Raw genomic sequence first — 21,716 nt, forward strand, 5'->3', positions numbered from 1 at the left:
CCTCGATGGTGGGTCCGAGGGGGAAATACGGATGGCCCCGGGTACGCCGGGGTGCGGCCCGAGGGAGCGGCGCGATGCCGCCCCCTCGGACCGGTGGTCCACGGTCGGGCCCGCCTGACGGGCCGTCAGTCGCGGACTAGTAGCACTCGTTGGCGCCCTGGGTGATGTTCAGGTTCAGGCCCGGGAGCGTGAAGGTGCCCGCCGAGGTGGCCCAGGCGGTCTGCTGGACCTTCGACAGGTCCGCGGACTTGGCGGACTGCGCGAAGCCCTGCGCGCCGGTCGGCACCTTGCCGCCGTCGTTCTTGAGCTTGTCGATGGCCGAACCCTGCAGGGTGCCGGCGTCCTGGCCGATGTTGATGCTGTGGAACTCGGCGTCGGCGTTCAGCTGGTTCATGTCGATCAGCAGCTGCTGGGCGTGAACCTGCTTGGCCTCGTCGGGGCTGTTGCCGGCCTTGAGGACCAGGGTCCACTTGCCGAGCGGGCCGAGGTCGGTGACGACCGACTGGCACAGGTTCTGCAGCCGGGCGGTGTCGAACGCCGAGATGGCGACCGGGTGCGCGGTCTTGCCGTCGGCCTGCATGTCGACGCCGCCGAACTGCGAGAAGTTCTCGCCGTGCAGCTGGTCGACGGTGACCTTGAACTGCTGGCCGGAGACCGCGAACGAGGCCGCGAGCGCCGAGTTGGCCAGGGAGACGCCGATCGCGGCGGTGGCCGCGACGCTGGGCACCATCACCAGGGCGAAGCGCTTCCAGCGGGTCTTGCCGTAAGACGTGGACATGCGAGTCCTCCTTCTAGGACGTACATCTCCGGCCGTTCCGGTGCGTCCCGCACCCGGTTCGACCCGAAATGGGAGAGAGCTACGTCCTCGGTAGCGGAGAGCGCCTGGCGCCGTGGGGACGGCATGGGCGATCACCCCGAGCGACAACCGTGCGAACGCGCGGGATGCGCGACCGCCGAGGCCAGGAACCGCCGCGTGGGATCTGCGGTTACCCCCCTGCCCTCACCCGGTGGGGACCCTCGCAGTGGAGGGACCGGGCGTCGCCGATCGTGCTCGAATACCGGGCGGAGCACAAGGGGTGCGTTACTGACGGGTAATCCAACAGTGAACGCGTTCGCTCAGGGGATCGAAGGCGCGACTGCGCAGCGTGACGAACGACTCGGCCCGTCGGAGCCGTGACCCCCGCAAACGCAGACGAAACACCCCTCCTCCGTCACGCACCGCGACGAAGAAGGGGTGTTATCAAGATTTGGTAAACCTGCCCGGTTCACCCGCGAAAGTCGTCAAATCGCCGACGACACCGCAGGTCATCCGACGTGTCACCGAGTGCCGTCAGAACAGCACCCGGGCCAGGGCCTGACGGGCCGCCACGGTGCGCGGGTCCTCGGACCCGATCACCTCGAACAGCTCCAGCAGCCGCAGCCGCGCGGTGTCCCGGTCGTCGCCGAAGGTCTTCGCCACGGTGTCGACCAGCCGGCCGAACGCGTCCTCGACGTGCCCGCCGACCAAGTCCAGGTCGGCCGCCCGCAGTTGGGCCTGCACGTCCTTCGCGTCGGCCGCCGCGTCGGAGCGCACCTGCTGCGGGTCGAGCTTCTCCACCCGCTGCAGCAGCTGCGCCTGGGCCAGGCCGAGCTTCGCCTCGACGTGGCCGGGCCGCTCGCTCAGCACGTTCTGGTACGCCTGCACCGCGCCGCCCAGGTCGCCCCGGTCCAGCGCGTCGTGCGCGGCCTCCAGCGCCGGGTCGGCCGGCACCCGCGGCGCCGCCTCCTCGCCCGCGCCCGCGCCGCCCGCGGCGGTCCCGACGATGCCGAAGCGCTGCTCGGCGACCGCGATCAGCTGGTCCAGCACCTTGCGGACGTTCGACTCGTTCTCGGCACCCTGGAACAGCGGCACCAGCTGGCCCGCCACCACGGCCATCACGGCCGGGATCCCCTGAATGCCGAACTGCTGGGCGATCAGCGGGTTGGCGTCCACGTCGATCTTGGCGAGCACGATCCGGCCCGCGTACTCCTCGGCGAGGCGCTCCAGGATCGGGCTCAGCTGCTTGCAGGGACCGCACCACTCGGCCCAGAAGTCCACCACCACGGGGACCTCGGTCGAGCGCTGGACCACCTCCGACTCGAAGGTGTCCTCGGTGACGTCCAGCACCAGGGGGTAGTCCACGAGCGCCGGGGCTTCGCCCGCCGCCGCCTGCCGGGCCCGCTCGGCCCGGGTCTGCTCCGCCTTCTGGGCGGCCTCTCCGGCCGCCTTCACCGCGGCGAGGTCCACCGCACCGCGCAGGGCGGAGCTGTTGAGACGCGAATTCCGTGACTGCATGGCTCTATCCTCCCCCGCCGGAGCCGGTACCGGACGCCATCCGCCCGGAAATGCCGAAACCCGGACGACCCGCCTCCCCCGGCGGAGCCCGACCGTTCGGGCGCGGATCCCCATCCACGCCCGGTGCCCGCCCGATCCCAGAGGGCAGGGCACGTTGGTTGTCGCTCTTTCGCTACTGGTCGTAGCGTATCTGCCCGACGGGCTCCCCCCGCAAGCCCCAACCGCCCTCCGGAAGCGTGAGCTGTCCCACTTTCCGACCCCGGGCGGGTGTCGGGCAGCGCCGCAGGTCGCTACCGTGGGCCCACCAAGTTACTTCTGAGTAAATTCGCTGAGGAGGCGCGGTGGCCCCCACCACCCGGCAGCCCGCCGAGCACCCGGACCCGCCGGCCGCCGTCACCCCGCCGCCCACCCGCGGCAAGGGCCGCCCCCGCAGCGCCGCCGCCGACCAGGCCATCCTGGACGCCACCCGCGAGGCACTCGCCGAACTCGGCTGGGGCGGACTCACCATGGGCGACGTCGCCCAGCGGGCCGGCGTCGCCAAGACCACCCTCTACCGCCGCTGGCCGTCCAAGAGCGAGCTCGTCGTCGACGCCATCGCCAGCCTCTTCGACCAACTGGAGTGCGCCGACCGCGGCAGCCTGCAGGCCGACATCGAGGCCGTGGTCGCCCGCTTCGCCGAGCTCCTCACCCTCCCCGAGACCCAGGCCGCCCTGCTCGCCCTGTTCGCCGAGGGCAGCCGCGACGTCCAACTCCGCCACCGCATCCGCGAACGGATCGTCCAGCCGCAGAAGGTCCTGGTCCAACTCGGCCGGGCCAACGCCCAGGCCCGCGGCGAGATGGACCCCGACCGGGACCCGGCCACCGCCGACGAGGAGATCGACATCATCTTCGACACCATCGCCGGCACCGTCGAGCACCGCCTGCTGGTGAGCGGCGAACCCGTCACCCCGGACTGGATCCACCGCTTCACCACCCTGCTCCTCAACCCCTTCCCGGGGCTGCTGCGCTGAGGGCGGATCAGCTCGGCAGCGCCAGCGCGGCCAACCGCGCCGGATCGTTCAGCACGTCGATCCGCGCCACCCGGCCGCCCACCACGGTGAACGCCATCACCGACACCGGACGGCCCTCCCGGACCGTCAGCACGCCGTAGGCGCCGTTCACCAGCACCAGCCGCGCGAACGGCGCCAGGCTCCGGAACCCGGCCGCGGAGGCGGCGATCGCGGCACCGCCGCGCAGCACCCGGGACAGCTCCACCAGCGCCCCGCCGTCCGAACGCAGCACCGCGTCCGGCGCCAGCACCCGGACCAGCGCCTCGAAATCGCCCTCCCGGGCCGCCGCCAGGAACGCCTCCACCGCGCCCCGCTGCACCGCCGGATCCCGATCCGGCTCCGGCGCCCGCTCCTTCACCCGCTTGCGCGCCCGACTCGCCGACTGCCGCACCGCCGCCGGGGACTTCTCCAACAACGGCGCGATCTCCTCGAACGGCACCGCGAACAGATCGTGCAGCACGAACGCCAACCGCTCCGCCGGCCCCAACGTCCCCAGCACCACCTGCAGCGCCATCCCCACCCGGTCCCCCAGCAGCGCCGCCGCCTCCGGATCGTCCCGCTCCGGCGCGGCCAGCACCGGATCCGGCACCTGGGTGTCCAGCTCCTCCTCCCGCCGCCGCGAACGGCTGCGCAACTCGTTCAGGCACACCCGCGACACCACCGTGGTCAACCAGCCGCCGAGGTTCTCCACCTCCTCCGCGTGCCGGTCCAGCCGCAACCACGCCTCCTGCACCGCGTCCTCGGCCTCCCCCAACGACCCCAGCATCCGGTACGCCACCGCCCGCAACCTGGGCCGCTGCGCCTCGAACCGCTCCGCGAGAAGAGCTCCCCCGCTCATCCGTCACATCCCTTCGAAACCGTGCGAGCCGGCGGGCGCGAGGACAGGGGCGCGTGGGAGCGCCTCCCGGCCCGCCGGGGCCGGGGGAGAACCGCGCGACAAGCCGAGCGCCCGCCGGCAAGGTCGCGAACACGTGCAAGGCATTGTCCGGCATCGCGATCTTGCTGACGGGCGCTTTCCGCTTCGCACGGTTCCCCGTGCTTCCGGGTCTGTCAGAAGCTGGCGTTCTCCCGGTACGTGCCCCACTCGTCGCGCAGGGCGTGGCAGATCTCGCCGAGGGTGGCTTCGGCGCGGACGGCCCGGAGCATCGGTTCGATCATGTTGGCGCCGGAGCGGGCGGCGGCCAGCATCGCGTCGAGGCCGGCGCGGACGGCGGTCTCGTCACGGTGCGACTTGCGGTCGGCGAGGACGCGGACCTGCTCGCGTTCGACCTCGTGGCTGACGCGGAGAATTTCGAGCTCGGGGGTGACGCTGCGGGGGTGGCAGTTGACGCCGACGACCTTCTTCTCGCCCTTCTCCAGGGCCTGCTGGTACTGGAAGGCGGCCTCGGCGATCTCGCCGGTGAACCAGCCCTCCTCGATGCCGCGCAGGATTCCGGAGGTCATCGGGCCGATCGGGTGGTCGGCGGCGCCCTTGTCGAGGATGCGGCGGAAGATCTCCTCGACCTGCGCCTCGATCTTGTCGGTGAGCGCCTCGACGTACCAGGAGCCGCCGAGCGGGTCGGCGACGTTGGTGACGCCGGTCTCCTCCATGATCACCTGCTGGGTGCGCAGCGCGATCTCGGCGGCCTGCTCGCTGGGGAGGGCGAGGGTCTCGTCCAGGGCGTTGGTGTGCAGGGAGTTGGTGCCGCCGAGGACGGCGGAGAGGGCCTCGACGGCGGTGCGGACCACGTTGTTGTACGGCTGCTGGGCGGTGAGGGAGACGCCGGCGGTCTGGGTGTGGAAGCGCAGCCACTGCGCCTTCTCGGTCCGGGCGCCGAAGTGGTCGCGCATCCAGCGGGCCCAGATCCGGCGGGCGGCGCGGAACTTGGCGATCTCCTCGAAGAAGTCGAGGTGGGCGTCGAAGAAGAAGGACAGGCCGGGGGCGAAGACGTCCACGTCGAGGCCGCGGGAGAGGCCGAGCTCGACGTAGGCGAGGCCGTCGGCGAGGGTGTAGGCGAGTTCCTGGGCGGCCGTGGCTCCGGCTTCGCGGATGTGGTAGCCGGAGACCGAGAGCGGCTTGTAGGCGGGGATGCCGCTCGCGCAGTGCTCCATCAGGTCGCCGATCAGGCGCAGGTGGGGCTCGGGGGCGAAGAGCCACTCCTTCTGCGCGATGTACTCCTTGAAGATGTCGGTCTGCAGGGTGCCGTTGAGGACGGCGGGGTCGACGCCCTGGCGTTCGGCGGCGACCAGGTACATGCAGAAGATCGGGACGGCGGGGCCGGAGATCGTCATCGAGGTGGTGACCTCGCCGAGCGGGATGCCGGCGAACAGCACCTCCATGTCGGCGGCGGAGTCGATGGCGACGCCGCAGTGGCCGACCTCGCCGAGCGACTTGGCGTCGTCGGAGTCGTAGCCCATCAGGGTGGGCATGTCGAAGGCGACGGAGAGGCCGCCGCCGCCCGCGTCGAGGATCATCCGGTAGCGCTCGTTGGTCTGCTGCGCGTTGCCGAAGCCGGCGAACTGGCGGATGGTCCAGGCGCGGCCGCGGTAGCCGGTGGGGTGCAGGCCGCGGGTGTAGGGGTACTCGCCGGGCCAGCCGATCCGCTCGAAGCCCTCGACCGGCTGGCCGGCGGGCGGCCCGTAGACGGGCTCGACGGTCTCGCCGCTCAGCGTGGTGAAGTCGGCGTCGCGCTTGCGCGCCTTGTCGTACCGCTGCTGCCAGCGCTGCCGGCCGGCTTCGATCTGCTCGGCGTCCATCGGCTCCGACTCCGCTCCGTGCGGCCGCCCGGTGGGTGGGCGGCACAACTACTTGGATGTCCTACTAATTTACTCGGACGTCCTACTATCTGTCGATGCCCGGCGGCCGGAATCGAACACACGAAGGGCGCCCCTCCCGAGGGGAGGGGCGCCCGGCAGAGCGGTGTGCGGCGGGTCAGGCGGCGGCCGGCTCCGCGGCGATCAGCGGGGCGATCTCGCGGCTGACCTTGCGCTCGACGAAGAACACGGCGGTGGGGATGGTGCCGGCCAGCAGGACCCAGGCGAGCTTGCCGATCGGCCACTTGGCCTTGGTGCCGAGGTCGAAGGCGAGCACCAGGTAGATCACGTACAGCCAGCCGTGCGCGATGCCGACCGCGGTGGTGAAGCCCGCGGCGCCCGACATGTCCAGGGCGTACTTGGCGATCACCCCGGCGGTGAGCAGGATCAGGAGGACGCCGGTGATGTAGGCCATGGCGCGGTAGCGGGTCAGCACACTCTGCTTCATGCCATCGAGGGTAACCGGCCCTACGAGTGCTCCCGGCCCGGGCCCTCCTGGTGCGGCAGGTCGAAGTCGCCGGCCGCGACCCGCAGTGGGCGGAGCAGTTCGAACACCTCGCGGCAGGCGTCCTCGTCGTAGCCCTCCAGGCCGAATTCGACGGTCATCAGGTCGCGGGTGGCGTGTTCGACGACCTGGCGGCCGCGGTCGGTGATGGCGGCGAGAACGCCGCGGCCGTCGAGCGGGTTGGGGCGGCGGGCGACCAGTCCGGCGCGCTCCAGGCGGTCGACGGTGTTGGTGACGCTGGTGGGGTGCACCATCAGCCGCTCGCCGATCTTGGACAGCGGGAGTTCGCCGGAGCGGCTGAAGGTGAGCAGCACCAGGGCCTCGTAGCGGGCGAAGGTCAGGCCGTAGGGCTTGACCACCGCGTCGACCCGGGCCAGCAGGATCTGGTGGGCGCGCATCACCGAGGTGATCGCCGCCATGGCCGGCACCTTGCCCCAGCGGCGGGTCCAGAGCTGGTCGGCGCGGGCGATCGGGTCGAAGTCGAGGGCGAGGGGCTTGGGCACGACCCCACCGTACCCGCGGGGCGGGGCGGGGGTAGCAGGTGTCCACGATGGTGGACAAGGCCCGCCTGTTGGCGGGTTCGCGCCAAACAGACGACCGCCACCGGTTGGCCGTCTTTTACACCGGATATTCCGTCACTATTCAGTGAAAACCCGGGAGTTGGGTCGAGGCCCAGCCCGCAGCGCATCGTTCGCGGTGAAACCTCCGATTTCCTGACCGTTCCATTGCCGGGGCGCTGGCGAGAGTTTGCCAATAGTTGCCGGGGCGCTGTTCCCGGATTTAAACGGTTGTCATGCTTCTGCCCAGCCCCGTTCGACACGTCGGCCCCACCCCACCGGCGCCCGTCGTTCAGACCGCACGGAGCTGCACGTCAGCACCCGTATCCGCCCCAGCAGGCACTGACCCCCGGTGCCCCGGAACGTGGTGCAACCGCGCACGCGGTTGATCCGGAAGGAACCCGTACGTGAAGCGAAAGCTCGCTGTCGGAGCCGTTCTCTCTGCCTCGGCCCTGCTGGCCGGCGCGATCCAGGTGAGTGCCGGGATCGCGCAGGCCGCCCCGAACCCGGCCGCCCAGAACGCCGCCGCCCAGAACCGCGGCAACGCGCTGGCCCTGGCCGCCTCGCAGGCCCCCTCCGCCGCCAAGGCCCTGGGCCTCGGCGCCCAGGAGAAGCTGGTGGTCAAGGACGCCATCGTCGACGCCGACGGTACCCGTCACTTCCGTTACGAGCGCACCTACGACGGACTGCCCGTGCTCGGCGGCGACCTGGTCGTCCACCAGGACGCCAAGGGCCAGGTCCGCTCCTCCGACAAGGCCGTCACCGGCAGCCTGGCCCCGGCCTCGCTGAGCCCGAAGCTGACGGCCGCCCAGGCCGCCGGCAAGGCGACCGGCGCAGTGCAGTCCACCGTCGGCATCAGCAAGGACTCCGAGGCCGCCCTCACCTCGGTCTCCGGCGCCACCGGCAACGCCGAGCTGGTCGTCTGGGCCGCCGACGGCGCCCCGCGCCTGGCCTACCGCACCACCGTCGAGGGCGTGCGGGCCGACGGCACCCCGAGCCGCCAGAAGCTGGTCACCGACGCCAACACCGGCGAGGTCCTCTCCACCCACGAGGAGATCGAGACCGCCAACGCGACCGGCACCGGCAACGGCGTCTTCGTCGGCAACGTCTCGCTGACCACCACGCTGACCGGCAGCAACTACACGCTGAAGGACGCCACCCGCGGCAACCAGTACACCACCACGCTGGCGGGCAAGACCTCCGGCAGCGGCACCCTGTACTCGAAGACCACCAACTCCTGGGGCAACGGGCTGGCCTCCAACAAGGAGTCCGCGGCCGTCGACGCCCAGTACGGCGCGGCCGTCACCTGGGACTTCTACAAGAACACCTTCGGCCGCAACGGCATCCGCAACGACGGTGTCGGCGCCTACAGCCGGGTCCACTACGGCAGCAACTACGTCAACGCGTTCTGGGACGACAGCTGCTTCTGCATGACCTACGGCGACGGCACCTCCAACACCCACCCGCTGACCGAGCTGGACGTCTCCGGCCACGAGATGAGCCACGGCGTCACCTCCAACACCGCCGGCCTGAACTACTCGGGCGAGTCCGGCGGCCTGAACGAGGCGACCTCCGACATCTTCGGCTCCATGGTGGAGTTCTACGCCAACCTGTCGAAGGACGTGCCGGACTACCTGATCGGCGAGCTGATCGACATCAACGGCAACGGCACGCCGCTGCGCTACATGGACAAGCCCTCCAAGGACGGCGCGTCCGCCGACTACTGGTCCTCCACGGTCGGCAACAAGGACGTCCACTACTCCTCGGGCGTCGCCAACCACTTCTTCTACCTGCTGGCCGAGGGCAGCGGCGCCAAGACCATCAACGGCGTCAGCTACAACTCGCCCACCTACAACGGGGCGACCCTCACCGGCATCGGCCGGTCCCAGGCCCAGCAGATCTGGTACCGGGCGCTGACCGTCTACATGACCTCCACCACCAACTACAAGGCCGCGCGCACCGCGACCCTGAACGCGGCGAAGGACCTGTACGGCGCCACCTCCACCCAGTACAACGCGGTGGCGGCGGCCTGGACCGGCGTCAACGTCAACTGACCCCCAGCGGGTAGCGCAAAAGCTCGCGGCGGCCGGGCCTCCCACGAAGAGGCCCGACCGCCGCGCACCACGTCGTGGGGTCAGGCAGTGGCCGGCTTCGCCGCGTCCAGCTCGCCGCGCTCCTCCTTGGCCAGCATCCGCTCGGCGAAGAAGCCGCCGGTGGGCAGCACCGACAGCACGAACATCAGCAGCGCGCGCTTCGGCTCCCAGCGGCGGGCCTGGTACGCCTGCACCAGGAAGACCACGTACAGCACGAACAGCACGCCGTGCACCATGCCCATCACCGGCACGCCGTTGAAGCTGGTGGTCCGCTTCAGCACCGAGCAGATCAGCAGCAGGATGAACGACAGGCCCTCAGGGCCGGAGACCAGGCGCAGGCGGTGGACGGCGGCGATGCTCTTCACGGGATTCCTCACAGGCACGGCGGGCGGCGGTGTTTGTGAACGGATGCACAAACCATGCCTATTATCACCGACCCCCGTTCCGGCCGACCCCGGACCCCCTATCCTGCTGTGCTGCGCGCGGCCTGACCGGCAGGCCCGCGAACCCACGGGGGGACGCACGACATGCTGAGGCGAGACTGGGACCGGCACACCTGTGCCCGGCGCGGCCACATCACCTACGCACCCGACGAGACCGACCTGCGGACACGGCTGCACGCGAGCACCGCCCTCGGCACCGCCTGGCGCTGCCTGCGCTGCGGCGACTTCGCCCTCGGCGAGCCGCACGGCTCCGGCCCCGCCGACGAGGCGCCGCTGGTGCCCCGCGGCAAGGCCCTGCGCGACCTGTTCATCCTGCGCTTCCTGGCCGTCGAACGGCTGCTGCGCGGCCTGCTGATCGTGGTCGCCGCCTGGGCGGTGTGGAAGTTCTCCAACAGCCAGGACGCGGTGCACCGGATCTTCGACGAGAACCTGACCGTCTTCAAGCCCGTCACCGACCACTTCCACTACGACCTCGACCACTCGCCGATCGTCGACACCATCCGCAAGACCTTCGACTACCGGCACGACACCCTGGTCTACGTCGCCGTCGCGCTCGTGGTGTACGCGGCGGTCGAGATCGTCGAGGCGTTCGGCCTGTGGTGGGGACAGCGCTGGGCCGAGTACCTGACGGTGGTCGCCACCGCCGCGTTCCTGCCGCTGGAGGTCTACGAACTCACTGAGCACGTCAGCGTGCTGAAGATCTGCACGCTGCTGCTGAACATCGCCGCGGTGCTCTGGATCATGCTCTCCAAGCGGCTGTTCGGCCTGCGCGGCGGCGTCGTCGCGTTCGAGGCCGAGCGGCACTCCGCCTCGCTGCTGGAGGTGGAGACCTCCGCCGGGGCGCTGCCGCAGGCCGCCTGACGGCCCGTCCGATGTGCCGGTTCCGTACCAGCCCGGCCCGGCCCTCTCCCCATATCGGGGCGAGGGCCGCTACATTCCGGAACGTGGCACAGTTCCGACTCCAGGGGTCCAAGGTCCTCGCCGTCGATCTCGCCGGGGACACCGTCAAGGCACGCAACGGCTCGATGGTCGCCTACACCGGACAGATGGGCTTCAAAAAGCTCACCGGCGGCGGCGACGGCCTGCGCGGCATGGTCACCCGCCGGCTCACCGGCGAACGCATGGAGGTCATGGAGGTGAAGGGGCAGGGCACCTGCTACTTCGCCGACAAGGCCACCGAAATCAATCTGGTCCGGCTGAACGGCGAAACGCTGTTCGTCGAGTCCGACAACCTGCTCTGCACCGAGGCGACGCTGCGCACCGGCACCTCCTTCACCGGCCTGAACGGGATGGCGAGCGGCAACGGCCTGTTCACCACCAAGGTCGAGGGCCAGGGCTGGGCCGCCGTCACCTCGAACGGCCCGGCGGTGATACTCCGCGTCGCCCAGGGCCTGCCGCTGCGGGTCGACCCCGGCGCGTACATCGCGCACACCGGCAACCTGAACCGCGCCCTCAAGTCCGGCGCCGGCTGGACCACGCTGATCGGCGAGGGCGGCGGCGAGGCCATGCAGGTCGAGTTCACCGGCGAGGGCCTGGTCTACGTCCAGCCCTCCGAGCGCCTGACCTTCGGAGGCGACGCCTGATGGCCTTCACCCTGATCAACCACAAGATGGTCTCCGCCCAGGTGTTCCCGGGCCGGCGGATCCTGTCCCAGCGCGGCGCGATGCTCGGCTACACCGGCGAAGTCACCTTCCGGCCCAACCTGATGGGCGGCCAGGGCGGCGTGATGTCGATGATCGGCCGCCGGGTCGCCAACGAGGACACCCCGCTGATGACCGTCGAGGGCCACGGCACCGTGATGTTCGGCCACGGCGGACACCACGTCCACGTCATCGACCTGGCCGGCGACACCCTCTACGTCGAGGCCGACCGGCTGCTCGCCTTCGAGGACAGCCTCCAGCAGTCCACCATGTTCATGGGCCAGCAGGGCGGCCTGATGGGCGTGGTCCGCGGCCAGGTCACCGGACAGGGCCTGTTCACCACCCAGCTCAGCGGCAAGGGCGCCGTCGCCGTCATGGCCCACGGCGGTGTCGTCGAACTCCCGATCTCCCCCGGCCTCCCCGTCCACGTCGACCCGCAGGCCTACGTCGCGCACCGCGGCCAGGTCACCAACAAGCTCTCCAGCGCGCTCGGTTGGCGCGACATGATCGGACGCGGCTCCGGCGAGGCCTTCCAACTCGAACTCTCCGGACACGGCATGGTGTACGTGCAGGCCAGCGAGGTGAAGCTCTGATGACCTACCCGCCGATCCTTCAGACCCCCGGCGGCGACGGCCCGCAGATCTGGGACCCGCACACGCTGCCCGTCAACGACAACGTCAACCCGTACTGCTTCTCGGTGAACCTGAACGGCGCGTACTACCTGCAGAAGGGCAAGATGATCGCCTACTACGGCGAGATGCGCTTCTCCGGGATCGGCCGCGGCGTCCTCGACCGGGTCCTCGAACAGAACTTCAACTCCCCGCTGCACGCCTCCGACTGGGTGGTCGCCGAGGGCCGCGGCACGCTCCTCCTCGCCGACCGCGCGTACGACCTCAACTCGTACGACCTGGAGGACGGCAACCTGACCGTCCGGTCCGGGAACCTGCTGGCCTTCGAGCCCACCCTCCGCCTCAAGCAGTCGATCATCCCCGGGTTCCTCACCCTGATCGGCACCGGCAAGTTCGTCGCGGCCTCCAACGGGCCCGTGCACTTCGTCGAACCGCCGCTGCGGGTGGACCCGCAGGCCCTGGTCGGCTGGGCCGACTGCCCCGCCCCCTGCCACCACTACGACCACAGCTACCTGCACGGCGTCCTGGGCGGCATCCGGCACCTGACCGGGATCGGCGGCGCGAGCGGCGAGGAGCACCAGTTCGAGTTCATCGGCGCGGGGCAGGTGCTGATGCAGTCGTCCGAGACGGTGCTGGCGGAGAAGTCGGTCGGCGTCGTCGGCGAGAGCAGCGTTCCGCACCAGCAGCCGACCACGCAGGCGATTCCGGGTCTTGGGGAGCTGGGACGACGGTTCGGGCTGTAAGCGAGACCTGGCGAGCAGACAGGGGCGCGGGGAACTGCGCGAAGCGGAAGGCACCCGCCGCAAGATCGCGACGCAGGACAATGACTTGCACTTGATCGCGACCTTGCGGACGTGATGTGCGCTTGTCGCGCAGCTCCCCGCGCCCCTGGTGGTGCATCCCCCTCACAGGGCCGTGAATGTCACCGGGAGGGAGACGAGCGCCCGGTGGACCGGGCCCTGGCGCCAGCGGATCCGGTCGGTGGGGACGGCCAGGCGGAGGTCGGTGAGGCGGCTGATGAGGTATTCGATCGCGGTGACGGCCATCAGGACGGCGGGCTGGCGGGCGGGGCAGCGGTGCGGGCCGGCGCCCCACGCGAGGTGGGCGTAGGAGCCGCCGAGGGACTCGCTCTCGGAGGCGGGGAGCGCGGCCTGCGCGTTCGCGGAGGCGTAGGAGATCAGCACGGGCTGGTCGGGGGCGATGGCGGTGCCGTGGAAGACGATGTCGTGCCGGGCGTAGTGCGGGGCGAAGTTGGACAGCGGCGGGTCGGTCCAGAGCACCTCGTTGACGGCGTCGTGCGCGCTGAGCGCGCCGCTGTGCAGGGAGCCGGCGTAGCGGTCGTCGGAGAGCATCCGCAGCAGCGCGTTGGCGGCGAGGTTGGCGGTGGGTTCGTGGCCGGCCATCAGGGTCAGGGTGATGTGCCGGACGACCTCGTCGTCGGCGAGTCGCGCCGGGTGGTTGATGAAGGCGGAGATCAGGTCGTGCCGGGGTGCGGTGCGGCGTTCGGCGACCAGGCCGGTGACGACGGCGACCAGGTCGGCGTACGCGGCGATGGCGCCGGTGGAGGACTCGAAGGAGCGGTTCATCGCGGCGCTGATCCGGTCGAGGTCCTGGTCGGGGATGCCGTACCAGGAGCAGAGGATCAGCAGCGGCAGCCGGTAGGCGTACTGGGCGAGGATGTCGGCCTTGCCGGCGTGCGCGAATTCGGCGATGAGCTGTTCGGCGACGGCGGTGGTGTCGCGTTGCAGCAGGTGGGGTTCGATGATGCCGACGCTGTCGGTGATGACCTGCCGGTAGCGGGCGTGGACGGCGCCGTCGTTGAAGAGTGCGGTGGGGCGCCAGCCGAGCATCGGCATGATCGGGGAGTCGGCGGGCTGGGTGGCCTGCCAGACGCGGGAGTCGCGGGTCCAGGTCTCGGTGTCGCGGAGGACTTCCAGGGCGACGTGGTAATCGGTGACCAGCCAGGCGTCGATGCCGGGGGCGAGTTCGACGGGGGCGAGCGGTCCGCGGTCGCGCAGCCGGGCGTAGTGGGCGTGCGGCTGGGCGGCGAACTGCGGGCCGTAGAGGGCGGTGCGGGTCATGGGGCGGTCTCCTGGGGGAGGCGGTCCAGGACGTGCTCGGTGAGGGCGATCAGCGCGTCCAGGCAGCCTGCGCGTTCCCGGGCGTCGCACTCGATCAGCGGCGTGGCGGGGTCGAGGTCGAGTGCGGCGCGGATCTTGTCGAGCTCGATCGGCGGGGTGTCGGGGAAGCGGTTGACGGCGACCGTGTAGGGCAGTCCGGCTTCCTCGATGAGGTCCATGGCGTCGAAGGCGTCGGCGAGGCGGCGGGTGTCGGCGAGGATCAGCGCGCCGAGGGCGCCGCGGGCGAGGTCTTCCCAGAGCGGCAGGAAGCGGCGCTGGCCGGGGGTGCCGAACAGGTAGAGGACGAGGTCGCCGGCGGGCAGGGTGAGCCGTCCGAAGTCGACGGCGACGGTGGTGGCGGTCTTGCCCGGGGTCCGGCTGATGTCGTCGACGGGGACGCCGTGGGCGGTCATGGTCTCCTCGGTGTGCAGTGTCGGGATCTCCGACAGCGAGCGCACGAAGGTGGTCTTCCCGACCCCGAACGGCCCGGTGACCATGAGTTTCATCAGGATCGGGTCGGTGGCGGGGAGGTACACGGGGCTGCTGCCCGTGCTACTTGAGGGCGCGGAGTCCACTGAGGAGCCTTTCGGCGAGGTCCCGGTTGACCGGCTGGGCGGAGGGGATCGGCGCGCGCACCTTGAGGGCGCCGCGCTCGGCCAGGTCGGCGGCGATGAAGACGGTGGCGCTGACCGGGAGCCTGAGGTGGGCGGCCGCCTCGGCGACGGTCAGTGCGCCGGGGCGGACCAGCTCCCATAACTGGCGGTGTTCGCCGCCGAGTCCGGCGGGCAGGTCGGCGGCGGCGTGCAGGATGCTGAGCCGGTCGAGGCTGTGCCGGCCGGCGGCGGCGGTGCGGCCCTGGGTGGCGAGGTAGGCCGGGACGAGCCGGCGACGGGGCCCGCTGGGTGTGGTCATGTCCCGCTCGCCTCCCGGGCGGGGCTGGCGAGGGCTCTGGCGAGCGCGGCGACCTGGACCTGCATCTGGTAGGCGATGGTGCCGAGGTCGGCGCCGGGGAGGGCGAACACCGCGAGCGAGGAGTTGGCGCCGGCCGGGGTGACCACGGCGTAGCCGAGGTCGGACTCGACGACGGTCTGGGTGAGCCGGACCTGCTCGGCCTCGGTGAAGGCGACGGTGAACGCGCGGGCGGCGGCGTGCAGCGAGGCGGTCATCGCGGCGACCCGGTCGGCGTTGTCCCGGCCGAGGTCGGCGGAGTGGCCGGTGACCAGGCCGTCGCCGGTGGCGATGACGGCGTTCTGCACGCCGGGCAGGTCGAGCAGCGGGGTGAGGACCCAGGAGAGGTCCTCGGTGTGGCGGCGGAGCTGGGTGGTCACGGGGTTTCGACTCCTTCGGGTGCGGCGGGTCCGTCGGGGCCCGGGCTGTGGTGGACGGCGCTGCGGCCGGCGAGGGTGCCGGACTGCAGGGCCGACCACGCGGAGCGGGCCCGGTCGGGGGTGCTGCCTGCCGGGGACGGGAGGGCGGGCGGCGCGTCCTGCTGCGGGACGCGCGGGCTGCGGCGCTTGCGGGTGGGCAGCGCGTCGCCCTCGTCGAACACCGGTGTGGTCTGGGTGATCGGGCGGGGGGCGAGCGCGGAGAGCGGGGCGGCCGGGTCGGTCAGCGTGAGCAGGTCGGCGGGCAGCCGCAGGATGGCGCGCACGCCGCCGTACGGGGACGGCTCGACCCGGCAGCCGAAGCCGAACTGCCGGCAGAGCAGGCCGATCACGGCGAAGCCGGCCTGCGGCGGGTCGCCGAGTTCGGTGAGCAGCACCTCGGCCTGGCCGCCGAGCAGGTCGCCGGCCCGTTCCAGCTGGTCGGGTTCCATGCCGACTCCCATGTCGTCGACCACCACCAGGGCGCCGGAGCTGCCCTGTTCGATGGAGACCACCACCCGGGTCTCGGGGTGCGAGTAGGCGGCGGCGTTGCCGAGGATCTCGGCGAGCGCGATGGCGACGGGTTCGGCGGCCCGGGCGGCCACCGCGAGGCGCGGTTCGCGCAGGTGGTTGGTGATCTCGATGCGGGCGTAGCCGGCCACCCGGGACTGTGCGCCGACGCAGAGTTCGGCGAGCGGCGAGTCCTCCCGGGTCATGCCGGGCCAGGCGCCGGAGAGCACCGCGAGGGACTGGACCCGGCGCAGCGTCAGTTCGTTGCGGAAGTCGAGCGCCAGCAGTCGCGGGTCGTCGACGCTGAGCTGGATCTCCTCCAGCAGCGAGCGGACCTGGATCAGCAGGGCCTGGATCTTGGACGCGGCGCCGCGCAGCGCGGCCCGGGCGGCGGCGTCGGTGCGGTCGCGTTCGGCGAGCACGGCGCGGACGGCGGCGGTGAGCGCGCTCTCCAGGGCGTGCTGGAGTTCCTCGGTGCCGCCGGTGACGTCGAGCGGCCCGGGGACGGGCGTCCTGGGGTGGGTGAGCGCGGTGGTGGCGGCGGGCAGCCGCTCGTGCGCGAGGTGGCCGAGTTCGCGCACCGCGGCGGCGTACCGGGCGTCGGCGACGGTGCGGTGGGCCTCCGCGGTGCGGGCCGCGATGTCGGCGGCGTGGGTGCGTTCCTCGGCCGCGTCGGCCCGGGCGGAGGCCGCGCCGGCGCGGTCCTCCGCGGCCCGGGCGGTCGCCTCCGCCGCGCGGGCCGTGCCGTCGGCGGCGCGGGAGCGCTGCTCGGCCGCGTCGGCGCGGGCGCCCGCGGCGCGGGCCGAGGTCTCGGCGTCGCCGGCGCGCAGTTCGGCGGCCCGGGTGGCCCGGACGGCGCGGCGGAGGAGCCACAGCAGGGGCGCTGCGGCCGCGGCTGCGCCGGCCAGGACGTACACGATCACGACCATCGGATCCTCGGGGGTGTCGTCGTCGCGGGTCGGGGGTCAGGCGGTGCTGGCGGCGGTCTCGGCGCCGCGCTGCCGGGCGAGGCCGGCCATCCGGCCGAAGACCTCCATCATGGCGGGCGGCTCGCTGCCGTCGAGGTGCCGGTACTCGGTCGCGATGGTGATCAGCAGCCGCTCGGGCAGGCCGAGTTCGGGGTAGCGGCGTTCGTCGATGACGGTGCGCGCGGCCTCGGCAGCCGGGACGCCGGCGGCGTGCAGGGCGTGCGCGCGGTCGCGGACGTGGCCGAGGTACTCGGCGTGGGCGCGCAGGTCGTGCCGGGTGAGCAGCGGGCCGTGGCCGGGGACGATCTTCTCGGCGCCGGTGGCGAGGATGCGTTCGACGGCGTCGATGACGTTGCCGAGCGGGCCGGCCCAGTGCACGGCGTGGTCGCCGGGGCGGTCGGCGGTGGAGCCGAAGACGATGTCGCCGGTGAACACGGTGGAGCGGGTGGGCAGGTGGACCATCAGGTCGCCGCTGGTGTGGGCCGGCGGGAGACTGCTGACCTGCACCGGGATGTCGCCGACGCGCAGTTCGAGTTCGCCGGTGAAGACGGTGTCGGGCCGGATCGGCGGGGTGTCGGCCCAGTCGAAGCACCCGAAGTGCTCGTGCAGGTAGGAGCCGGTGTCGGTGGCCGGGTCGAGGCTCTGCAGCAGGGCGTGCTGTTCCTCGGGGGTCGGCTCGTAGGCGATGTGGTGCAGCGCCTCGTGGGTGGTGATGAGTTCGGCGTCGGGCAGGACGCCCGCGCCCCACATGTGGTCGCCGTTGGCGTGGGTGACGACGATCCGGTCGACGGTGACGCCGCGCGGGAGGACGGCGCGGGTGCGGTCGAGGAACTGGCCGGCCAGCGTGCGGTCGTACGGAGTGTCGATCCACAGTGCGGCGTTGCCGGAGGCGACCAGGCCGCAGTTGGCCAGGCCCCATCCGCGCTGCTCCGGCTGCCAGGCGTACACGCCGTCGGCTATCGAATGGAAGTTCGCGCTCCGCGTCGTCATGGGCGCGATTATGCCTAACATACCGTCACCGGCCGAGTGCGCCCCGAGAATTGAACATGCTCGTTTCAATTCGGCCAGGCGGGAGGGCGGTTGTGCGGGTACGGAGCATTCCGATCTTCGAAACGGCGACCATACACCGGCCCGCCCGTGTGAACTTGTACAAGATTGAACAACACGAGCTATACTCGGTCCCATGGATACACCTGTGACCGGAGCGCCGGCGGTCTCCCTCTCCCCCGCCGAGGAGGACACTCCGTGGCTCGACACGCGTGAGCAGCGGTTCTGGCGCGCCCACCTGGAGGTCGGGAAGCTGCTCGAACACCAGTTGAGCCGGGAACTGCAGGCGCACAACCTCGCCATCAACGACTACGAGATCCTCGTGGTGCTCTCCGAGTCCCCCGAGCGCCGGATGCGGATGACCGACCTGGCCGCCGCCACCATGCAGTCCAAGAGCCGCCTCTCCCACCAGATCACCCGGATGGAGACGGCCGGCCTGGTGCTGCGCCAGGAGTGTCCCGGCGACCGCCGCGGCCTCTACGCGCACCTGACCGACTTCGGCTGGGAGACGCTGCGCAAGGTCGCCCCCGACCATGTGCGCAGCGTCCGCGAGCACTTCGTCGACCGCCTCACCGACGAGCAGCTGGACGCCATGTACGACGCCCTCGCCCCGATCGCCGAGCACCTGCGGGCGCTGCGCGGCCGGAGCTGAACACCGCCGCTCAGCCGGTGAGTTCGGCCACCAGCCGGTCGGCGGCCGTGTACGGGTCGAGGGTGCCCTCGGCGACCTGACCGGCCAGCGCGTCCAGGTGGCGGTCGCCGCGCAGGTCCCCGATCCGGGCGCGCAGCGCGGCCAGCGTGATCGCCTCGACCTCCTGGGCGGCCCGGCGCCGGCGGCGGGCCGCCAGCTCGCCGGTCTCGGCCAGCCAGCCGTGGTGCTTCTCCAGCGCGTCGACCAGCTCGTCCACGCCTTCGCCGCGGGCGGCCACGGTCTTCACGATCGGCGGCCGCCAGTCGCCGGGCTGCCGGGACTCGCCGAGGCCGAGCATGTGGTTGAGCTCCCGGGCGGTGGCGTCCGCGCCGTCCCGGTCGGCCTTGTTGACCACGAACACGTCGCCGATCTCCAGGATGCCCGCCTTCGCGGCCTGGATGCCGTCGCCCATGCCGGGCGCGAGCAGCACCACCGAGGTGTCGGCCTGCGCGGCGATCTCCACCTCGGACTGGCCGACGCCGACGGTCTCCACCAGGATCACGTCGCAGCCCGCCCCGTCCAGCACCCGCAGCGCCTGCGGGGCCGCCCAGGACAGGCCGCCCAGGTGGCCGCGGGTGGCCATCGAGCGGATGAACACCTCCGGGTCGGTGGCGTGCTCCTGCATCCGCACCCGGTCGCCGAGCAGCGCCCCGCCGGAGAACGGCGAGGACGGGTCGACGGCGAGCACCCCGACCCGCTTGCCGAGCCGGCGGTAGGCGGTCACCAGCGCGGAGGTCGAGGTGGACTTGCCCACCCCGGGCGAGCCGGTCAGGCCCACCGTGTACGCCCGCCCGCTGTACGGGGCCAGCGCGGCCATCACCTCGCGCAGCTCGGGGGCGGCGTTCTCCACCAGGGTGATCAGCCGGGCCACCGCCCGGGGGCGGCCCTGCCGGGCCTGCTCGACCAGCGTCGCCACATCGGCCATCGGGTTGCTCCTCGCAGCAGAAAAGACGGGATCCCCGTGAGGCGGCGGCTGCCGCCTCACGGGGACTTGACGATCGGTCAGCCCTGCGCGGGGACCTTGACGATCAGGGCGTCGCCCTGGCCGCCGCCGCCGCACAGCGCGGCCGCGCCGACGCCGCCGCCGCGGCGCTGCAGCTCCAGCGCCAGGTGCAGCACCACGCGGGCGCCGGACATGCCGATCGGGTGACCCAGCGCGATCGCGCCGCCGTTGACGTTGACGATCCCGTCGCTGACGCCGAGGTCCTTCATCGACTGGTGGGCGACGGCGGCGAACGCCTCGTTGATCTCGATCAGGTCGAGGTCGGCGACCTCCAGGCCCTCCTTGGCGAGGGCGTGCTTGATCGCGTTGGACGGCTGCGACTGCAGCGAGTTGTCCGGGCCCGCGACGTTGCCGTGGGCGCCGATCTCGGCGATCCAGCTCAGGCCCAGCTCCTCGGCCTTGGCCTTGCTCATCACCACGACCGCGGCGGCGCCGTCGGAGATCTGCGAGGAGGTGCCGGCCGTGATCGTGCCGTCCTTGGTGAAGGCGGGGCGCAGCCGGGCCAGGCCCTCGGCCGTGGTGTCGGCCCGGATGCCCTCGTCCTGGCTGAACAGCACCGGGTCGCCCTTGCGCTGCGGAATCGCGACGGGGACGATCTCGGCCTCGAACACGCCGTCGGCCTGCGCCTTGGCGGCCCGCTGGTGGGAGGCGGCGGCGATGGCGTCCTGCACCTCGCGGCCGATGCCCAGACGGGTGTTGTGCTTCTCGGTGGACTCGCCCATCGGGATGTTCTCGTAGGCGTCGGTCAGACCGTCGTGCGCCATCGCGTCGAGCATCTCGATCGCGCCGTACTTGAAGCCCTCGCGGGACTTCGGCAGCAGGTGCGGGGCGTTGGTCATGGACTCCTGGCCGCCGGCCACCACGATGTCGAACTCGCCGGCCCGGATCAGCTGGTCGGCCAGGGCGATGGCGTCCAGGCCGGACAGACAGACCTTGTTGATGCTGAGCGCGGGCACGCTCATCGGGATGCCGGCCTTCACGGCGGCCTGCCGGGCCGGCATCTGGCCGACGCCGGCCTGCAGCACCTGGCCCATGATCACGTACTGGACCTGCTCGCCGGTCACACCGGCCCGCTCCAGTGCCGCCTTGATCGCGAAGCCGCCCAGCTCCGCGCCGGAGAAACTCTTGAGCGAGCCGAGCAGCCGACCCATCGGCGTGCGCGCACCTGCGACGATCACAGAAGTAGTCATGGACGAGCCCCTTCGCGCGTCGGACCAGAGGGTATGGGGATGCGGTCAATGTACTGATCGGTCACCTCCGCGTCACCGCCGCGAGGATGTGATCAGCGCTACTGGCACCTTCAAGTGAACACCGTGCCAGTTCCGGGAAGTTCCACCACGGGAAACTCCGATGTGAGCAGACTCGCAAGGCGTGCCGCTGGCGTGCGGTCGCCGCGATGCGCTGCACTGAGTGCCACCCTTCACACGCCTTCGGAGGCCCCCGTGCTGACCCGCATCGACCACATCGGCATCGCCTGCTTCGACCTGGACCGGACCGTCGAGTTCTACCGGAACACGTACGGGTTCGAGGTGTTCCACTCGGAGGTCAACGAGGAGCAGGGCGTCCGCGAGGCCATGCTGAAGATCAACGACACCGGGGACGGCGGCGCGTCCTACCTGCAGCTGCTGGAGCCCACCCGGGAGGACTCCACGGTCGCCAAGTGGCTGGCCAAGAACGGCGAGGGCGTGCACCACATCGCCTTTGGAACCGCGGACGTCGACGGGGACGCCGCGGCGATCCGGGGCAAGGGCGTACGGGTGCTGTACGACGAGCCCCGGCGCGGTTCGATGGGCTCGCGGATCACCTTCCTGCACCCCAAGGACTGCGGCGGCGTGCTGACCGAGCTGGTCACCGCCGCGGAGCCGGGCGAGCACTGACCGCAGGCCGTACGGGCCCCGGTCGGGGCCGGTACGGGGCCTGGCCGGGGGGCGAACAAGCAGTAACGAACCGGTCGGTAACTTCCGAAAAGGACCTCGCCCCCATTCCCCCC

Annotated in this window: 23 protein-coding genes; 8 read left to right on the top strand and 15 right to left on the bottom strand. The window is 71.6% G+C overall.

Annotation, left to right across the window (positions count from 1 at the left end; translation table 11 throughout):
- Positions 1–136: 136 nt before the first annotated feature.
- Positions 137–778 (bottom strand): DUF6230 family protein, encoded by a 642-nt coding sequence (locus CG736_RS22295; RefSeq protein ID WP_100587973.1) that lies wholly within the window; start codon positions 776–778, stop codon positions 137–139.
- A 552-nt stretch (positions 779–1,330) separates the two neighbouring features.
- A complete protein-coding gene (locus CG736_RS22300) occupies positions 1,331–2,314 on the bottom strand; it encodes a tetratricopeptide repeat protein (protein WP_100587974.1) in 984 nt (327 codons plus the stop codon).
- Positions 2,315–2,655: 341 nt separating this feature from the next.
- On the opposite strand from CG736_RS22300, the gene CG736_RS22305 reads away from it, so the two are divergent.
- Complete coding sequence (locus tag CG736_RS22305; RefSeq protein WP_198520580.1) at positions 2,656–3,324, top strand: TetR/AcrR family transcriptional regulator; 669 nt, start codon at positions 2,656–2,658, stop codon at positions 3,322–3,324.
- A gap of 7 nt (positions 3,325–3,331) precedes the next feature.
- On the opposite strand, the gene CG736_RS22310 is transcribed toward CG736_RS22305, so the two are convergent.
- The 4 genes from CG736_RS22310 to CG736_RS22325 form a co-directional block, all read right to left on the bottom strand.
- Positions 3,332–4,201, bottom strand: a complete 870-nt coding sequence (locus CG736_RS22310; protein ID WP_100587975.1) for a sigma-70 family RNA polymerase sigma factor — start codon at positions 4,199–4,201, stop codon at positions 3,332–3,334.
- 212 nt (positions 4,202–4,413) lie between these two features.
- Positions 4,414–6,099, bottom strand: a complete 1,686-nt coding sequence (locus CG736_RS22315; protein WP_100587976.1) for a methylmalonyl-CoA mutase — start codon at positions 6,097–6,099, stop codon at positions 4,414–4,416.
- A gap of 175 nt (positions 6,100–6,274) precedes the next feature.
- Positions 6,275–6,604 (bottom strand): DUF3817 domain-containing protein, encoded by a 330-nt coding sequence (locus tag CG736_RS22320; protein WP_100587977.1) that lies wholly within the window; start codon positions 6,602–6,604, stop codon positions 6,275–6,277.
- 20 nt (positions 6,605–6,624) lie between these two features.
- Positions 6,625–7,164, bottom strand: a complete 540-nt coding sequence (locus CG736_RS22325) for a MarR family winged helix-turn-helix transcriptional regulator (protein ID WP_100587978.1) — start codon at positions 7,162–7,164, stop codon at positions 6,625–6,627.
- A 461-nt stretch (positions 7,165–7,625) separates the two neighbouring features.
- On the opposite strand from CG736_RS22325, the gene CG736_RS22330 reads away from it, so the two are divergent.
- Positions 7,626–9,272, top strand: a complete 1,647-nt coding sequence (locus CG736_RS22330; RefSeq protein WP_100587979.1) for a M4 family metallopeptidase — start codon at positions 7,626–7,628, stop codon at positions 9,270–9,272.
- An 80-nt stretch (positions 9,273–9,352) separates the two neighbouring features.
- Here CG736_RS22330 and CG736_RS22335 read toward each other — a convergent pair whose 3' ends face one another.
- Positions 9,353–9,676 (bottom strand): DUF3817 domain-containing protein, encoded by a 324-nt coding sequence (locus CG736_RS22335; RefSeq protein ID WP_043916067.1) that lies wholly within the window; start codon positions 9,674–9,676, stop codon positions 9,353–9,355.
- Between the two features lie 165 nt (positions 9,677–9,841).
- On the opposite strand from CG736_RS22335, the gene CG736_RS22340 reads away from it, so the two are divergent.
- The 4 genes from CG736_RS22340 to CG736_RS22355 all read left to right on the top strand — a co-directional run bounded on the left by CG736_RS22340 (position 9,842) and on the right by CG736_RS22355 (position 12,766).
- Complete coding sequence (locus CG736_RS22340) at positions 9,842–10,615, top strand: DUF2127 domain-containing protein (RefSeq protein ID WP_100588114.1); 774 nt, start codon at positions 9,842–9,844, stop codon at positions 10,613–10,615.
- Positions 10,616–10,698: 83 nt separating this feature from the next.
- Positions 10,699–11,337: an AIM24 family protein gene (locus CG736_RS22345; RefSeq protein ID WP_100587980.1), complete on the top strand. Its 639-nt coding sequence runs from the start codon at positions 10,699–10,701 to the stop codon at positions 11,335–11,337.
- Positions 11,337–11,987 carry an AIM24 family protein gene (locus tag CG736_RS22350; protein WP_100587981.1) on the top strand — a complete coding sequence of 217 codons (651 nt, stop codon included), beginning with the start codon at positions 11,337–11,339 and terminating at the stop codon, positions 11,985–11,987. Before CG736_RS22345 ends, CG736_RS22350 begins: the two co-directional genes overlap by 1 nt.
- Positions 11,987–12,766 carry an AIM24 family protein gene (locus tag CG736_RS22355; protein WP_100587982.1) on the top strand — a complete coding sequence of 260 codons (780 nt, stop codon included), beginning with the start codon at positions 11,987–11,989 and terminating at the stop codon, positions 12,764–12,766. The genes CG736_RS22350 and CG736_RS22355 overlap by 1 nt, the downstream gene beginning before the upstream one ends.
- Before the next feature lie 162 nt (positions 12,767–12,928).
- On the opposite strand, the gene CG736_RS22360 is transcribed toward CG736_RS22355, so the two are convergent.
- Genes CG736_RS22360 through CG736_RS22385 form a run of 6 tightly spaced genes read right to left on the bottom strand, consistent with a single transcriptional unit; the run spans position 12,929 to position 17,975 of the window.
- Positions 12,929–14,104 (bottom strand): cytochrome P450, encoded by a 1,176-nt coding sequence (locus CG736_RS22360; RefSeq protein WP_100587983.1) that lies wholly within the window; start codon positions 14,102–14,104, stop codon positions 12,929–12,931.
- Complete coding sequence (locus tag CG736_RS22365) at positions 14,101–14,718, bottom strand: ATP/GTP-binding protein (RefSeq protein ID WP_100587984.1); 618 nt, start codon at positions 14,716–14,718, stop codon at positions 14,101–14,103. The genes CG736_RS22360 and CG736_RS22365 overlap by 4 nt, the downstream gene beginning before the upstream one ends.
- A complete protein-coding gene (locus tag CG736_RS22370) occupies positions 14,696–15,055 on the bottom strand; it encodes a DUF742 domain-containing protein (RefSeq protein ID WP_043916061.1) in 360 nt (119 codons plus the stop codon). Before CG736_RS22370 ends, CG736_RS22365 begins: the two co-directional genes overlap by 23 nt.
- Positions 15,052–15,471 carry a roadblock/LC7 domain-containing protein gene (locus CG736_RS22375; protein WP_043916060.1) on the bottom strand — a complete coding sequence of 140 codons (420 nt, stop codon included), beginning with the start codon at positions 15,469–15,471 and terminating at the stop codon, positions 15,052–15,054. The genes CG736_RS22370 and CG736_RS22375 overlap by 4 nt, the downstream gene beginning before the upstream one ends.
- Positions 15,468–16,940, bottom strand: coding sequence for an ATP-binding protein (locus CG736_RS22380; protein WP_157815691.1), 1,473 nt, complete (start codon positions 16,938–16,940; stop codon positions 15,468–15,470). Before CG736_RS22380 ends, CG736_RS22375 begins: the two co-directional genes overlap by 4 nt.
- A gap of 42 nt (positions 16,941–16,982) precedes the next feature.
- Positions 16,983–17,975, bottom strand: a complete 993-nt coding sequence (locus CG736_RS22385; RefSeq protein ID WP_100587986.1) for an MBL fold metallo-hydrolase — start codon at positions 17,973–17,975, stop codon at positions 16,983–16,985.
- 193 nt (positions 17,976–18,168) lie between these two features.
- Between CG736_RS22385 and CG736_RS22390 the strand changes: the two genes are divergently transcribed.
- Entirely contained in the window at positions 18,169–18,684 is a 516-nt protein-coding gene (locus CG736_RS22390; RefSeq protein WP_100587987.1) for a MarR family winged helix-turn-helix transcriptional regulator, read from the top strand.
- A gap of 10 nt (positions 18,685–18,694) precedes the next feature.
- Here the strand turns inward: CG736_RS22390 and meaB are convergent, their stop codons facing one another.
- Both meaB and CG736_RS22400 read right to left on the bottom strand, forming a co-directional pair.
- Positions 18,695–19,648: a methylmalonyl Co-A mutase-associated GTPase MeaB gene (gene meaB / locus CG736_RS22395; protein WP_100587988.1), complete on the bottom strand. Its 954-nt coding sequence runs from the start codon at positions 19,646–19,648 to the stop codon at positions 18,695–18,697.
- Between the two features lie 77 nt (positions 19,649–19,725).
- On the bottom strand, positions 19,726–20,916 hold the full coding sequence (locus tag CG736_RS22400) for an acetyl-CoA C-acetyltransferase (protein WP_100587989.1): 1,191 nt from the start codon (positions 20,914–20,916) through the stop codon (positions 19,726–19,728).
- 252 nt (positions 20,917–21,168) lie between these two features.
- On the opposite strand from CG736_RS22400, the gene mce reads away from it, so the two are divergent.
- A complete protein-coding gene (gene mce, locus CG736_RS22405) occupies positions 21,169–21,603 on the top strand; it encodes a methylmalonyl-CoA epimerase (protein ID WP_100587990.1) in 435 nt (144 codons plus the stop codon).
- The last annotated feature ends 113 nt before the right edge of the window (positions 21,604–21,716 follow it).

This window comes from Kitasatospora sp. CB02891 (assembly GCF_002803145.1).
Taxonomy (GTDB): domain Bacteria; phylum Actinomycetota; class Actinomycetes; order Streptomycetales; family Streptomycetaceae; genus Kitasatospora; species Kitasatospora griseola.